Source organism: Curtobacterium sp. PhB170, from assembly GCF_003752345.1.
Taxonomy (GTDB): domain Bacteria; phylum Actinomycetota; class Actinomycetes; order Actinomycetales; family Microbacteriaceae; genus Curtobacterium.
The window spans coordinates 205,003-219,442 of record NZ_RJUM01000014.1 but is presented as its reverse complement, the minus strand read 5'-3'; the positions used below and the strand labels follow the sequence as shown (position 1 = coordinate 219,442).

Annotated in this window: 11 protein-coding genes and 1 tRNA gene; 3 read left to right on the top strand and 9 right to left on the bottom strand. The window is 71.5% G+C overall.

Translation table 11 applies throughout. The annotated features are described in order from the left end of the window. Nucleotides 1–357: 357 nt before the first annotated feature. A protein-coding gene (locus EDF40_RS18100) for an IS3 family transposase (RefSeq protein ID WP_395863131.1) occupies nt 358–1,508 on the top strand; the annotation gives its coding sequence in 2 pieces (ribosomal slippage) (nt 358–628 and nt 628–1,508; 1,152 coding nt in all). 126 nt (nt 1,509–1,634) lie between these two features. Here EDF40_RS18100 and EDF40_RS18095 read toward each other — a convergent pair. From EDF40_RS18095 to EDF40_RS18085, 3 genes are all read right to left on the bottom strand, one after another. Continuing rightward, nucleotides 1,635–1,708 (bottom strand) — tRNA-Pro (locus EDF40_RS18095). Between the two features lie 179 nt (nt 1,709–1,887). Continuing rightward, nucleotides 1,888–2,469 carry a hypothetical protein gene (locus tag EDF40_RS18090; protein WP_148053901.1) on the bottom strand — a complete coding sequence of 194 codons (582 nt, stop codon included), beginning with the start codon at nt 2,467–2,469 and terminating at the stop codon, nt 1,888–1,890. Then, on the bottom strand, nt 2,466–3,296 hold the full coding sequence (locus EDF40_RS18085; RefSeq protein ID WP_123341014.1) for an endonuclease/exonuclease/phosphatase family protein: 831 nt from the start codon (nt 3,294–3,296) through the stop codon (nt 2,466–2,468). The genes EDF40_RS18090 and EDF40_RS18085 overlap by 4 nt, the downstream gene beginning before the upstream one ends. Before the next feature lie 70 nt (nt 3,297–3,366). On the opposite strand from EDF40_RS18085, the gene EDF40_RS18080 reads away from it, so the two are divergent. Both EDF40_RS18080 and EDF40_RS18075 read left to right on the top strand, forming a co-directional pair. Next, a complete protein-coding gene (locus EDF40_RS18080; RefSeq protein WP_123341015.1) occupies nt 3,367–4,857 on the top strand; it encodes a hypothetical protein in 1,491 nt (496 codons plus the stop codon). 75 nt (nt 4,858–4,932) lie between these two features. Next, nucleotides 4,933–7,080, top strand: coding sequence for an ATP-dependent DNA helicase RecQ (locus tag EDF40_RS18075; protein ID WP_123341016.1), 2,148 nt, complete (start codon nt 4,933–4,935; stop codon nt 7,078–7,080). A gap of 89 nt (nt 7,081–7,169) precedes the next feature. Here the strand turns inward: EDF40_RS18075 and EDF40_RS18070 are convergent, their stop codons facing one another. From EDF40_RS18070 to EDF40_RS19575, 6 genes are all read right to left on the bottom strand, one after another. Continuing rightward, nucleotides 7,170–7,691 (bottom strand): hypothetical protein, encoded by a 522-nt coding sequence (locus EDF40_RS18070; RefSeq protein ID WP_123293894.1) that lies wholly within the window; start codon nt 7,689–7,691, stop codon nt 7,170–7,172. Between the two features lie 137 nt (nt 7,692–7,828). Then, entirely contained in the window at nt 7,829–8,470 is a 642-nt protein-coding gene (locus EDF40_RS18065) for a hypothetical protein (RefSeq protein WP_148053902.1), read from the bottom strand. 127 nt (nt 8,471–8,597) lie between these two features. Further along, nucleotides 8,598–10,118, bottom strand: a complete 1,521-nt coding sequence (gene der, locus EDF40_RS18060; protein WP_123293896.1) for a ribosome biogenesis GTPase Der — start codon at nt 10,116–10,118, stop codon at nt 8,598–8,600. 108 nt (nt 10,119–10,226) lie between these two features. Further along, the gene (gene cmk / locus EDF40_RS18055) at nt 10,227–10,910 is read right to left on the bottom strand and encodes a (d)CMP kinase (protein ID WP_214546585.1); all 684 of its coding nucleotides are present in this window, start codon (nt 10,908–10,910) and stop codon (nt 10,227–10,229) included. Between the two features lie 194 nt (nt 10,911–11,104). Next, a complete protein-coding gene (locus EDF40_RS18050) occupies nt 11,105–12,217 on the bottom strand; it encodes a prephenate dehydrogenase (protein WP_123341019.1) in 1,113 nt (370 codons plus the stop codon). 116 nt (nt 12,218–12,333) lie between these two features. Continuing rightward, nucleotides 12,334–13,125, bottom strand: a complete 792-nt coding sequence (locus EDF40_RS19575; RefSeq protein ID WP_240347709.1) for a pseudouridine synthase — start codon at nt 13,123–13,125, stop codon at nt 12,334–12,336. Between the last annotated feature and the right edge of the window lie 1,315 nt (nt 13,126–14,440).

Sequence of the window (14,440 nt, the reverse complement as noted above, 5' to 3'; positions counted from 1 at the left end):
CATCACCGCACAGATCAAGTAACACCCCACGTACTCCGGCTGTGCATGGCAGACCGGAACGGCCAACGCCCCGTCGCTCGCGACGGGGCGTTGCTCGTTTCCGAGGAGGGGAAGCAGGCGACGTCCGACGTGCCGCCAGTTACCTCGGCAATCGAGTTCGTTCACGGAGCGCGTGACCTGTGGCCCGCTCGTTCCAACGCACCCGCTCGCTCCCGTAGACACACTCGTGCTCTCCAGAGTGACCAAGGATCAGGTCACATCTCCACCTATCGAAGGTGCTCGGGCAGATGGGACTGCTGCAGGTTGGGTTGACTCCTGACCTCTGAGGACTTGGTCCTCGGTGGAAGGATGTCGATCATGGCCAAGCCTTATCCGGAGGAGTTCCGACGCGATGTGGTCGCGGTTGCCCGCCGGGGCGAGATCCCGCTGCATCAAGTGGCGAAGGACTTCGGGATATCTGAGGGAACGGTGACGAACTGGCTCCGCCGCGCCGACGTCGACGATGGCGTCAAGCCGGGCGTCACGACTGTGGAGAACGTGGAGCTGCGAGAACTGCGGAAACGGAACCGGCTACTCGAGCAGGAGAACGAGATCCTCCGCCGTGCTGCCGCGTATCTCTCCCAAGCCCATCTCCCAAAATGATGTACCCGCTGGTCCTTGAACTCGCCGCCGACCGGATCCCGGTCGCGGTGACCTGCCGGGTGTTGGGCTTCACGAAGCAGGCGTTCTATGCATGGCGGAGGAACCCGGTGAGCCGCCGCGATTGGGAGAACGCGCACCTGACCAATGCCGCCGTCGACGCGCACCGCGACGACCCGACGTTCGGGTACCGGTTCATCGCTGACGACCTCCACGCAGCCGGCCTGCTCGTCTCGGAGCGGCGTGTCTGGCGGTTGTGCTCGCAGCAGCGGCTCTGGTCACTGCACGCGAAGAAACGGGGCCTGACCCGGAAGGCCGGACCACCAGTGCATGACGATCGGGTGCGGAGGGCGTTCACCGCTCCGGATCTGGACAAGCTGTGGTTGACCGACATCACCGAGCACAACACGGGCGAGGGCAAGCTCTACCTCTGCGCTGTGAAGGACGCGTGCTCCCGCCGGATCGTGGGCTACTCCATCGACTCTCGGATGCGATCCTCGCTCGCCGTCGCGGCACTGCAGATGGCAATCTCTCGCCGCGACCCGCTCCACACCGTGGTTCATTCGGATCGCGGCAGCCAGTTCCGGTCCAAGAAGTTCGTTCGAGCGCTGTCGGATGCCGGACTGCTGGGGTCGATGGGCAGGGTCGGGGCGTGCGCGGACAACGCGGCAATGGAGTCGTTCTTCGCGCTGCTGCAGAAGAACGTCCTCAACCGGCACCGATGGACTTCTCGTGAGCAACTGCGGCTCGCGATCGTGCACTGGATCGAGGGCACCTACCACCGAAAGCGCCGACAGCGCGGTCCCGGGAAGTTGACGCCCATCGAGTACGAAGCAATCATCAACCCACAGGCAGCACTCGCGGCCTAAACCAACGAGTCAACCCAACCTGCAGCAGTCCCCCACGACAGCCACCGAAACGATGAAGCCCACCGAGATCCTCGGTGGGCTTCTTCGTCGTGGCGACTCAGGACGATGTCCGAGCCGGCCGTTCGGTCGGGCTGACAGGATTTGAACCTGCGACCCCTTGACCCCCAGTCAAGTGCGCTACCAAGCTGCGCCACAGCCCGCGAGTTCCGGAGAACTCAGGATCCCGGAGGACCCTCGCCCACGTCCGACCGGAGCGCGAGCGACCGGTCCAGCATAGCGGACGTCAGACCCCCTCCGTGCCACGGCGAGTCGGAGCGACGAGCAACCCGAGCCGCCCGAACAACCCACACGGCATGATCCCCCCCCCCGGGCGAGACCGTCACCCCGGCCGCACCACTTCGCGCCGCGCCGCCAACCACGGCAACCCGATCCCGACCAGCAACCCACCGGCCCCGTCCGCCGCCAGGTCCCCGATCGTGTCGTCGTACCCGACGTAGATCGCCGAGTCGACGAAGTTGTGCCCGAGCCACTCCCCCATCTCCCACGCCGCCCCGATCGCGAGTCCCGCACACAGCCCGAGGACCGCGACGACCACCCGGCGCTCCCCGTCCGGCGCCGGCACCGCGCGCAGGTCGGCACCGATGACGTAGAGCACGGCGGCGAGCAGCCCGGTGAGCACGACGTGCATGAACTTGTCCCACAGGAACACGGTCGTGTACCACTCGAGCACGCTCGACCACCCGGCGAGGAGCACGAGCACGCACACCGCCACGTCGAAGGCCGGCCGCAACCCGAGCATCCGCGGCACCACGACGCCGAGCAGCGCCAGCGCCATGACCGGGAACGCCGTCCCACCCCACCCGACACTCGCCACGACGACGCTCACGAGCGTCAGCGCCCGCACCACGTCGGCCACCAGGAACCGCGGCCGCAGGAACGTCGGTCCGAGCGTGGCGATCACGACGCCCACCGCACGACCGCGTGCACGGCGGCGTGGTCGGACGGCCACACGCCGCCCGGCCGCCGCACGTCGACCGCGACGCGGTCCACCTCCGCCTCGGACGTCACGAGCACCCCGTCGATCCGCCGGCCAGCGACGCGCGGACTCCCGTAGTGCGGGTACGTCCCGTAGGGCTCACCCACCTGCCTGGAGGCCCGCCCCCAGCTGTCCTCGACCCCCGCCTCCGCCAGGGCTCGCCATGGTGCGGAACCGGCGGGGCTGTTCCAGTCGGCCATGACCACGGCGGGCAGGCCGCGCTGCCGGACGATCCGGCCGAGCAGTTCGGCGGACCGCAGTCGGGCCCACGGCGAGGCGACGTCGAGGTGGGTGGCGACGGCCAGGAACCTGATGCCGGTCGCGCGGTCGTCGACGACGGCTCCGACGGCGTGCCGGGGGAAGGACGTGGCCCACGACCGCGAGCCGGGACGGTGGGGTGTGCGGGAGAGTGCCCAGGTGCGGCGCTCGACGACGTCGAGGCGCGAGCGGTCCAGGAAGAGCCCGACCTGCTCCCCATCGCCACGCGCGCCGCGCCCGACCAGGACGGGCTCCCAACCGGATCCGAGGCCGGCCGTGAGGTCGTCTGCCTGCGTGGGGAGGGCCTCCTGGACGGCGAGGACGGTGGGCGCTTCGGACGTGACGAGCGCGGTGATGGCATCGCGGCGACGCTCCCAGGCGTCCGGGTGCGCGGACGGTCGCGGCACGCGGCGCCGCACGTTGAGGGTCATGCAGTGGACCTCGGGCGACCGGACGGCTCCGATGAGCGGGTGGTCGTCGGGGTGTTGGGGCATGCCTCCCTTCTACGAGACGACACCCGTCGGATTCCCAGGGACCTCTCCGCGTGGCTCGTAGGGTGGCCCGATGCGTTCTCGTCCCACCCCTCGTGTCCTCGTCGCGATCGCGGTCTCCGGACTGCTGCTCGGAGCCGCCGGGTGTACCTCGAGTGGCCCGGACACGAGCCGCCCGACGCTCGTGAAGGCCACGGCGCAGACGGTCACGGTCGCCGATGCCTCCGACGCTGCGGCACGGTCGGTGCGGGTGAGCACGGCCCTGTTCGCGAGTGCTCCCGGCGCGATCGTGGCGACGGCCGGCGATGCCGACGCGATCTCCGATGCCGCGAAGGCCGCGGCGAGCGCCCACGTTCCGGTGCTGCTGACCGCGAAGGACGAGCAGGACACGAAGGGCGGCGCTGCCGTCGCCCGCGAGCTCGATCGGCTCGGGGCTGATTGGTACCAGGCCGAGGGCGACGTGTCGGTCGACACGGACGTCGAACAGCGGAAGGCGCCTGAGGGCGGCGACGCGCCGGAGTCGACCCGGGCCTCCCGGCAGGCCACCGTGGTGGTGGCGGACGCGAGCGCGGACGCTGCGGCCGTGGCGACCGCGAAGGCCGCCGGTGCGGAGGTGGTGACCATGCCGGAGGGCGTGACCGACCCGGCTGCCGCACCCGACGTGGTGACGGCGCTGCACGAGCGGAGGCAGCACCAGACGGTCCTGGTCGGTGCGGCGTTCGACGCGCTGCAGGACCCGGAGTGGACGGTACGGGCGGCCGAGGGCGGCTTCCAGCTGCGGAACGGCGGCCAGCGGCCGTTCGACGGGCACCGCTACGTGGCGCTCTACGGGGCTCCCGGCGCGCCGGCGCTGGGCGTGCTCGGCGAACAGGGGCCGGAGGCCACCGTCCAGCGCGCCGAGCAGGTCGCGAAGCCGTACCGGGCCGAGTCCGACGAGCTCGTGACGCCCGCGATGGAGGTCATCGCGACCGTCGCCGCGGGTGACGCCGGGGCGGACGGCGACTACTCGACCGAGCTGCCGGTGTCGACGCTCGAGCCCTACGTCGATGCTGCACACGACGCCGACATGCCCGTGATCATCGACCTGCAGCCGGGCCGCTCGGACTTCCTGTCGCAGGCGAAGAAGTACGAGTCGCTGCTGAAGAAGCCCGGGGTCTGGCTCGCGCTCGACCCGGAGTGGCGGCTGACGGAGGACCAGGTGCCGCTCGAGCAGATCGGCAGCGTGTCGGCGTCCGAGGTGAACGAGGTGTCCTCGTGGCTGGCGTCGCTCGTCGAGAAGGAGGGGCTGCCGCCGAAGGCGCTCGTGCTGCACCAGTTCCGGCTCTCGATGATCCAGGACCGTGATGCGCTCAAGACGCACCCGGAGCTCGACATGCTCGTGCACGTCGACGGGCAGGGCTCGCAGCCGGACAAGCAGGCGACGTGGAAGGCGCTGCACGAGGGTGCTCCGGAGGGCCTGCACTGGGGCTGGAAGAACTTCTACGACGAGGACACGCCCATGCTGACGCCCGGGCAGACGATGGCGGACGTGCAGCCGACGCCGTCGTTGGTCACCTACCAGTAAGCGCGTTCCGTCGCGTTGTCCACAGTCGGGAGGCGCGGGTCGGCTTTCGTCGGTTGCTCCTGACAGCATGGGGGCATGGACACCCCCACCGCCGCTCCGTCTGTCGTCTCGCCTTCTGCGGACATCGCCGCCGAGGCACAGCAGGCGCTCGCTGCGCTCACCGGGCGCCCCGACGCGGTCTTCCACCCCGGCCAGCTCGAGGCGATCTCCGCCCTGGTCGAGCACCGGCAGCGGGCCCTCGTCGTGCAGCGCACGGGGTGGGGCAAGTCCGCGGTGTACTTCCTCGCGACCCTGCTGCTCCGGCGTCGTGGTGGTGGCCCGACCGTCCTGGTGTCGCCGCTGCTCGCACTGATGCGCGACCAGGTCGCTGCAGCTGCCCGGGCCGGGGTCCGTGCGGTGTCGATCAACTCCGCGAACGCACACGAGTGGGGCGAGACCCAGGCCGCGCTCGCCCGTGACGAGGTCGACGTGCTCCTCGTCTCCCCCGAGCGCCTGAACAACCCGAAGTTCCGCGACGAGCAGATGCCGACCCTGATCGCCCGGATGGGCATGCTCGTGGTCGACGAGGCGCACTGCATCTCGGACTGGGGACACGACTTCCGGCCGGACTACCGCCGGTTGGCCGAGCTCATCCGGTCCCTCCCCCACGGGGTCCCCGTCCTGGCGACCACCGCGACGGCGAACGAGCGCGTGGTCGAGGACGTCGCCGAGCAGCTGACGGCTGGCCCGGCCGACCCGGTGTTCACGATCCGTGGGTCGCTCGCCCGCAAGTCGCTGCGCTTGGGCGTGCTCACGCTGCCCGACGCCCGGCAGCGGCTCGGCTGGCTGCTCGCGCACCTCGGCGACCTACCCGGCAGTGGCATCATCTACACGCTCACGGTCTCGGCTGCCGAGGACATCGCCCGACTGCTCCGCGACAACGGGTACGCCGTCCGGGCCTACACGGGGCGCACCGACACCGACGAGCGGGAACAGCTCGAGCAGCAGCTCAAGGGCAACGAGCTGAAGGCCCTGGTCGCCACGAGTGCGCTCGGCATGGGGTTCGACAAGCCGGACCTCGGGTTCGTCGTGCACGTCGGCGCGCCCTCGTCACCCGTCGCGTACTACCAGCAGATCGGCCGTGCGGGTCGTGCCACCGACAACGCCGACGTGCTGCTGCTGCCCGGTCGTGAGGACCGTGAGATCTGGCAGTACTTCGCCAGTGCGTCCATGCCGACCGAGGCCCGCGCCTCCGCCGTGCTCGGTGCCCTGTCCACCGACACCGCGATGTCGACGGTCGCGCTCGAGGGTCTGGTCGACATCAAGCGCTCCACCCTCGAACTCCTGCTCAAGGTGCTCGACGTCGACGGTGCCGTCCGACGCGTCACCGGCGGCTGGGTGTCGACCGGGCAGCCGTGGGAGTACGACGCACCCCGGTACGAGCGGGTCGCAGCGGCCCGTGCTGCGGAGGCCGCGTCGATGCTCGACTACGAGTCCACCTCGGCCTGCCGCATGCAGCTGCTGCAGCAGGACCTCGACGACCCCTCGGCCGAGCCCTGTGGCCGGTGCGACAACTGCGCCGGGGCGTGGTTCCCGACCGCGGTCTCCGACTCGGACTCGTCCGGTGCGGCTGCCGCGCTCGACAAGGTCGGCGTCGAGATCGCCCCGCGTGCCCAGTGGCCGTCGGGCATGTCGTCGCTCGGCGTCTCGGTGCGGGGCAAGATCGGCGCCGACGAGCTCGTGCAGCCCGGTCGTGCAGTGGCTCGTCTGACCGACCTCGGCTGGGGTGGACCGCTCCGTGCACTGTTCTCACCGTCCACGCCCGATGCTCCGATCTCCCGCGAGCTCGTCGACGGCTGTGTCCGGGCGCTCAAGGACTGGCCGTGGGAGACCCGGCCGACCGGGGTCGTGGCGATGTCCTCGCGGTCGCGGCCGCAGCTCGTGGGGTCCCTCGCCCAGGCGCTGTCGACCATCGGGCGGCTGCAGTTCCTCGGCACGCTCGACCGGGACGGCGGCACGCCCCGCGGCGACGGTGCGACGAACAGCGCCTACCGGTTGTCCGGCGTGTGGGACACCTTCGTGGTCGATTCGTCGCTCGCCGCTGCCCTGCAGTCCCACGAGGGCCCGGTGCTGCTCGTCGACGACCTGGTCGACAGTCGGTGGACGATGACCGTCGCGGGGCGCGAACTCCGGCGTGCCGGTGCCGCCGCCGTGCTGCCCTTCGCGCTGGCCACGGTCGCGTAGCGCTGCGCGCGCGTACGGACTCGGAACGACTTCCTCGACGTCGTACGACATCGACAGAGTCGTTCGGCGTCGGCGGCCGGCGCGCGGGGCTAGCGGCGGGCGGGCTTGGGGAACGTGGCGCGCATGTGGTCGGTGGTGAGCACGTCGCCGATGCCGATCATGAGCAGTGAGAACACGATCTGCTCGATCACCATCCAGAACGGGTACAGCCCGGGGATCGCCGCCACGATGAGCGTCACGATCGGGAAGATCCGGCTGAACAACCGCACCCGCTGGTACGCCCAGTAGTACCCGAGCTGTGCCCGCCACGCGAACACGTAGAGCGTCAGGGTGATGAGCAGCACGACCGTCGCTCGGAACCACACCGCCCACGGCACGGTCTCCCCCGCGCGCGTCAACAGCACGGCCACGACGATGGCGGCGAGTCCGACGATCGTCTCCGCGACGAGCAGCCACCGGATCCACCGGAACGACCGCACGGTGTCGGGGTGCTCGAGCATGTCCTGGCGGATGACGTACCCGCCCTGGCGACCTCCGGCCAGCCGGTCGAGCCGCAGCCGGCACCACAGACGGTCGGCGAGGCCACCGAGTCCGTCGTTGCGCTGCGTCACCAGTACATCGTGCCGCATCGAGCGACCGTCGGCGTACCGCGCCGACGCCGACGCCAACCCCGACCCCGAACGACGTCCTCGAGGTCGCACGACGTCGGCTATGTCGTTCCGGGTCGGCGCGGGACTGCCCAGCCGGCTCAGTCGCTCGGCACCAGCGCCGCGCCGCCCAGCACGGTGCCGGTCGCCGCATCGAGCAGGACGAGGGAGCGGACCTCGTCGGGCAGGGTCCACGGGTCGCTCAGCACGACGGTCAGTCCCTGCTCGACGCCGGCGGCCTGGAAGACGTCGAAGGACTCCCCGGCCGGCGTCCACTCCGGGTCCTTCCCACCGGTGACCGTCCCACCGGACAACACGAGGTCGACCGGGCCACTCGCGCCCGTCTTCAGGTGCGAGATGTCCACCGCGAGGGTGGCGTCACCCGTGTTCCCCGCGATGTGGACGTGGCCAGAGGCAGCGGCGCCGTCGATGCCCACGATGTCCCCGGAGACCGGCGGGACACGGCGCCACCACGGCTCGATCGGCGACGAATCGACGGGTTGCACGGCCGGGGACGCCTCGGGCAGGGGCATGCCGAGGCCGTTCGAGGGTTGCAGCCCCTCCGCGGGCGACTGCGCGGGCTCGGGCACGGGCGCAGCGCGTTCGGAGCGGCTGACTGCGTCGTCCTCGGGCGGTGCGTGCGAGACCGTCCAGAGCGACACCGAGCCGACGACGACCACGGCGACGAGGGCACCCACCAGGGCGAGCCGACGTCGATCCGTTCCCCACCGCCCGATGCGCACGCTCCCATGATGCCGCGCCGACGCTGCGGACGCGCTCCGGGCCTCCCGGCCGAACGCGAACGCACAACGCACAACGCACAACGCGCCCCGTGCAGACGGGACGCGTTGTGTGTGACGGAGCTGCGACTCAGCGCTTCCGGCGCTCGCGCACGCGCATGTTGACGTTGATCGGGGTGCCGGAGAAGCCCCAGACCTCGCGGAGTCGACGGGTGATGAACCGTCGGTACTGCGGGTCGAGGAACGCCGACGTGAAGAGCACGAACGTCGGCGGCTGGCTCGACGCCTGGGTCCCGAACAGGATGCGGGGCTGCTTGCCGCCGCGCACGGGGTGGGGGTGCTCCTGGACGAGCTCGGCGATGAAGGCGTTGACCTTGCCCGTCGGGATGCGGGTGTCCCACGACGCGAGGGCGGTCTCGAGCGCCGGCACGAGCTTCTCGAGGTGGCGGCCGGTGCGGGCGGAGATGTTGACGCGCGGGGCCCAGGCGACGTGCGCCAGGTCCTGCTCGATCTCACGCTCGAGGTAACGGCGACGTTCGTCGTCGAGCAGATCCCACTTGTTGTAGGCCAGGACGAGCGCACGGCCCGACTCGAGCACCAGGTCGATGATGCGCAGGTCCTGCACGGAGACGGGCTCGGTGACGTCGAGGACGACGACGGCGACCTCGGCCTTCTCGAGCGCGGCGGTGGTGCGGAGCGAGGCGTAGAAGTCGGCGCCCTGCTGCATGTGGACGCGCTTCCGGATGCCGGCGGTGTCGACGAAGCGCCACACCTTGCCGCCGAGCTCGATCTGCTCGTCCACCGGGTCGCGGGTGGTGCCGGCGATGTCGTTCACGACGACGCGCTCTTCACCGGCGGCCTTGTTGAGCAGCGAGCTCTTGCCGACGTTCGGGCGGCCGAGGATGGCGACGCGGCGGGGGCCACCGACCTCCTGCTTGGCGACGGCCGAGGTGTCGGGCAGCGTCTTGATGATCAGGTCGAGCAGGTCCGCGACGCCACGGCCGTGCAGAGCCGACACAGGGTGCGGCTCGCCGAGCCCCAGGTTCCAGAGCTCGTAGGCGTCGAGTTCGCGGCGCTCGTCGTCGGCCTTGTTCGCGACGACGATGACGGGGCGGTCGGTGCCGCGGAGCATCTTGACGACGTGCTCGTCGGTGGCGGTGATCCCGACCGTGACGTCGACGACGAACAGCACGGCGTCGGCGAGGTCGATCGCGACCTCGGCCTGCGCGGCGACCGAGGCGTTGATGCCCTCGGCGCCGGGCTCCCAGCCGCCGGTGTCCACGAGCGTGAAGCGCTTGTCGTTCCAGTCGGCCTTGTAGCTGACGCGGTCACGCGTGACGCCGGGGACGTCCTGCACGACGGCCTCGCGACGACCGAGGATGCGGTTGACGAGCGCGGACTTGCCGACGTTCGGGCGGCCGACGATCGCGAGCACCGGGTAGGCGGGCAGGTAGTGGACGCCGTCCTCGCCGACCTGACCGGCCTCGAGCAGGGCGAGGTCGTCGTCCTCGAGGTCGTACTCCTCGAGTCCGGCGCGGAGCGCGGTCGCACGCTGCTCGGCCTCGGCCTCGTCGAGTCCGGCGAGCCGCTCGCCGAGGGCGTCGTCGTACTGGGGGAAGTCGTCGTTGTCCGGGTTGTCCAACTGAGCCATGGTGGGTTCCTCGCGAGCGGCCGGAGCCGCGGTGTCGGTGGCCGTTCCCGGCCGGGCCGGAGATCCGGCCGTGGTGTGACCAGGCGGCCGAGGCCGTCCGGTCGTGCGTCAGTGCGTGGCCGCGCGGGCCAGGTCGACGACCGCCTGCACGGTCTGGTCGAAGTCGAGGTCGGTGGAGTCGAGCGTCGTGACGCCGTCTGCGGCGTTCATGAAGTCGACGACCTTCGCGTCCGCCGCGTCTCGACGAGCGAGTGCGGCGGAGGTCTCTGCGGCCGACTGGGTCGTGACCTCCGCCGAGCGCCGGGCCATTCTAACGGACTCGTCGGCCGTCAGCAGGATCCGGACCTCGGCGTCGGGTGCGACCACCGTGGTGATGTCCCGACCCTCGGTGATGATGCCCGGTGCGTCGGTCTTCCGCATGACGTTCCGGAACAGCTGCACGAGGCGGTGCCGGACGTCGGGGAGCTTCGCGATGTGGGCCACCGCGCCTGTCACGTCCGGCGTGCGGATCGCGTCGGTGACGTCGGTCTCCCCCACGCGCACGTAGTAGTCGTCGGGGTCGGTGCCGATGGCGTAGTCGAAGGTGTCCCAGCTCGCCAGGATCGCCGCCGCGTCGTCGAGGTCGACCCGCTGCTGCAGGGCGTGCCAGGCGAGGGCGCGGTAGGCGGCGCCGGTGTCCTGGTAGCCGTAGCCGAGGGCGCGGGCGGCCGCGCGGGAGACGCTCGACTTGCCGCTGCCCGCGGGGCCGTCGACCGCGATGACGATCTTCGCGACGTAGGCGCCGTCGGTCAGGCCGGCGGGTACCGGGGCGCTGGTCGAACCGGGCTCGCCGCCGGGTTCGCCGAGGCCACCGGCTGGACCGCCGAGCGGGCCGCCGTCCGCGCCACCGCGAGCGCCGTCACCGGGGGTCGGGGTCGGCAGACCGGAGTCCGGACCGTCCGGCCCGCCGGTCACGCCGGAGTCGTTCGTCGCTGCGTTCGTGTCGTTCAGGCCCATGCTGCTGCGATCCTCCATCCGCGACCCTCGAGTTCCTCGACGAGTCGCTGTTCCTGCTCGGGCAGGACCGACACCTCGACGATGCCGATCTGCGCGCCCGGTGAGTGCTCGAGGCGCATGTCCTCGAGGTTGATGCCGATCTCCCCGACGAACGTCAGGAGCGCGGCGATCTGCCCGGGGGTGTCGTCGACGAGGACGACCACCTGGGCGAAGCGCTTGGTGGTGCCGTGCTTGCCGGGCAGCCGTTCGACCCCACGGTTGCCGGCGGCGATCGTCTCGGCCAGGGTCCGCGGAGCCCCGGCGGCGGCGGGGTCGTCGAGCGCCCGGATCACGCCGCTCAGCTCGTCGCGCAGGTCGGCCAGGACCCGCCGGACGTTGGCCGCGTTCGCGCCGATGATCTGCACCCACAGGCCGGGGTCGCTCGCGGCGACACGGGTGACGTCGCGGACGCCACCGCCCGCCAGACCGAGGGAGCCGTCCGGGGCGTCACGCAGCCGCGAGGCCATCAACGTCGACACGAGCTGCGGCACGTGCGAGACGTAGGCCACGGCCAGGTCGTGCGACGCCGGGTCCATCGGCACGACGGTGGCACCGACGTCGAGCGCCAGGTCCTCGACCACGGCGGCGCGCTGGTAGCTGATGGCGTCGTGTCCGGCGATCACCCAGGGGCTGCCGACGAACAGGTCGGCGCGGGCGGCGCTCGGTCCGCTGCGTTCACGACCGGCCATCGGGTGCGACCCGATGTACCGGGTGACCTCGGCGCCGGCTGCCACGAGCTCGGCCAACGGTCCGGCCTTGACGCTCGCGACGTCGGTCACGATGGCGTCCGGGTAGGCGGACAGTTCGCGGGCGACGACGGTCGCCACGACGTCCGGCGGGACCGCCACCACCACGAGTTCCGGCTGGTCGCCGGGTTCGGGCCGCCGGCCGGCACCGTAGTCGACGGCGAGCGCCAACGCGCCGGGTGAGACGTCGTCGAGGACGACGTCGACCCCCTTCTCGCGCAGCGCCAGACCGATCGAGGTGCCGAGGAGCCCGGTGCCGACGACCCGCACCGGGCCGCGCACGCGGCGGTCGATGTCGGGTGGGGTCAGGTCGGTCACCGGGCAAGCCTACCGACCGACACCCGGGCATCGGTCGACGCCCGGGTGTCGGTCACGGCCCGTGTGTCGGTCACGGCCAGATGGCCGGTCGCAGACCGAGCGCGGTCAGTCCGCGCTCAGTCCGCGGTCTCGTCGTCCCACTCGTCGTCGTCGCCCTGGTCGAGGGCGACGTCGCGGTCGTCACGAGCGGAGGGCTTCGCGTCGCGGACGGTGCCGAGCAGCTTGCCGACCTCGACCGTGCCGAGCTCACGCATCTTGCCCGGCGGCAGGCTGCCGAGGTGCAGCGGCCCGAACGAGCGCCGGACGAGTTCGAGGACCGGGTGGTCGACGGCCTCGAGCATGCGACGGACGATCCGGTTGCGGCCGGAGTGCAGCGTGATCTCGACGAGCGACTCACCCCGCGAGGACTCGAGCAACCGCACCTTGTCGGCCTTGATCGGACCGTCCTCGAGCTCGACGCCCTCGGTCAGACGCTGGACCACGGCGGGGTTCACGTTGCCGTGCACCTTCGCGATGTAGGTCTTCTGCACGCCGAACGACGGGTGCGCGAGCACGTGCGCCAGGTCGCCGTCGTTCGTCAGGACGAGCAGCCCGGAGGTCTCGGTGTCCAGGCGGCCGACGTTGAACAGGCGCTCCTCGTAGCGGTCCACGAACTCGGTCAGGTCGCGGCGACCGCGCTCGTCCTGCAGGCTCGAGACGACACCGGTCGGCTTGTTCAGCACGATGTACCGCCGCGAGGAGTCGATCTGCACCGGCACGCCGTCGACCGAGATCGCGTCCGTCGCGGGGTCGACACGACGCCCGAGGGCGTCCACCACCTGCCCGTTGACCGTGACGCGGCCCTCGACGATCAGGTTCTCCGCGACGCGGCGAGATGCCACGCCCGCAGCGGCGATCACCTTCTGCAGGCGCTCCCCCTCTGCCTGGAGGCCCGGCTCGGCCCCGGCAGACGTCGTCCCGTCCGCCGCGTCCCAGTCCTCGATGATCGGGCGTTCGGGCGTGCCCTCCACCGGGGCGCCGTGGCTGTCGCGCTCACCGCTCGGCTTCGGCGTGGTGCGGTTGCCGGCGCTGTTGCCGCCCTTACCGGGGCGGTCGCTGTTGCGGACGCTCGTGGTGCCGCCGACGTAGCGGCGACCGTTGTGCCACACGCGGCTCTGCTGGCCGTCGGGGCCGCGGCGGTCCTCGCGGCTGTCGCGGTTGTCGCGAGGTGCCGAGCTGCGGTCGTCACGACCGCGGTACCCACCACGGTCGTCACGGTTGTCGCGGGGTGCCGAGCTGCGGTCATCGCGACCCCGGTAGCCGCCACGGTCATCACGGTTGTCGCGAGGTGCCGAACTGCGGTCATCGCGACCCCGGTAGCCGCCACGGTCGTCACGGTTGTCGCGGGGTGCCGAACTGCGGTCATCGCGACCCCGGTAGCCGCCACGGTCATCACGCGGCGCTGAGCTGCGGTCATCACGGCCGCGGTACCCACCGCGGTCATCACGCGGCGCGGCGCTGCGGTCATCGCGACCGCGGTACCCACCACGGTCATCACGCGGAGCCGAGTTACCGCGGTAGCCACCACGGTCGTCGCGCGGAGCCGAACTGCGGTCATCGCGCCCGCGGTAGCCACCACGGTCATCACGCGGAGCCGAGTTGCCCCGGTAGCCACCACGGTCGTCACGCGGGGCCGAGCTACGGTCGTCGCGACCCCGGTAGCCACCGCGATCGTCACGCGGCGCGGAGTTCCCGCGGTAGCCACCGCGGTCATCGCGCGGAGCCGAGCTGCGGTCATCGCGCCCGCGGTAGCCACCACGGTCATCGCGCGGCGCGGAGTTCCCGCGGTAGCCGCCACGGTCGCCGCCGCCGGCACGGTCGTCACGGCCTCGGTACCCACCGCGGTCGTCACGCGGAGCAGAGTTGCCCCGGTACCCGCCGCGGTCGTCGCGCGGCGCCGAGCTGCGGTCGTCACGGCCGCGGTACCCACCACGGTCATCACGCGGCGCGGAGCTACGGTCGTCGCGACCCCGGTAGCCACCACGGTCGTCGCGCGACTGGTAGCCGCCACGACGGTCGTCGTCACGCGGCGGACGTGCGCCCCCGCGGTCGTCGCGACCGTACCCGCCGGAGCGGCCACCGGCACTGGAGCCGGCCCCGCCGCGGCCGGGAGCCGAACGCCCGGGTCGATCCGGGCCTCCTGAGCGTCCGTTGCGGTCGTCTCGGTCTCGGGGCGCGCCGCGC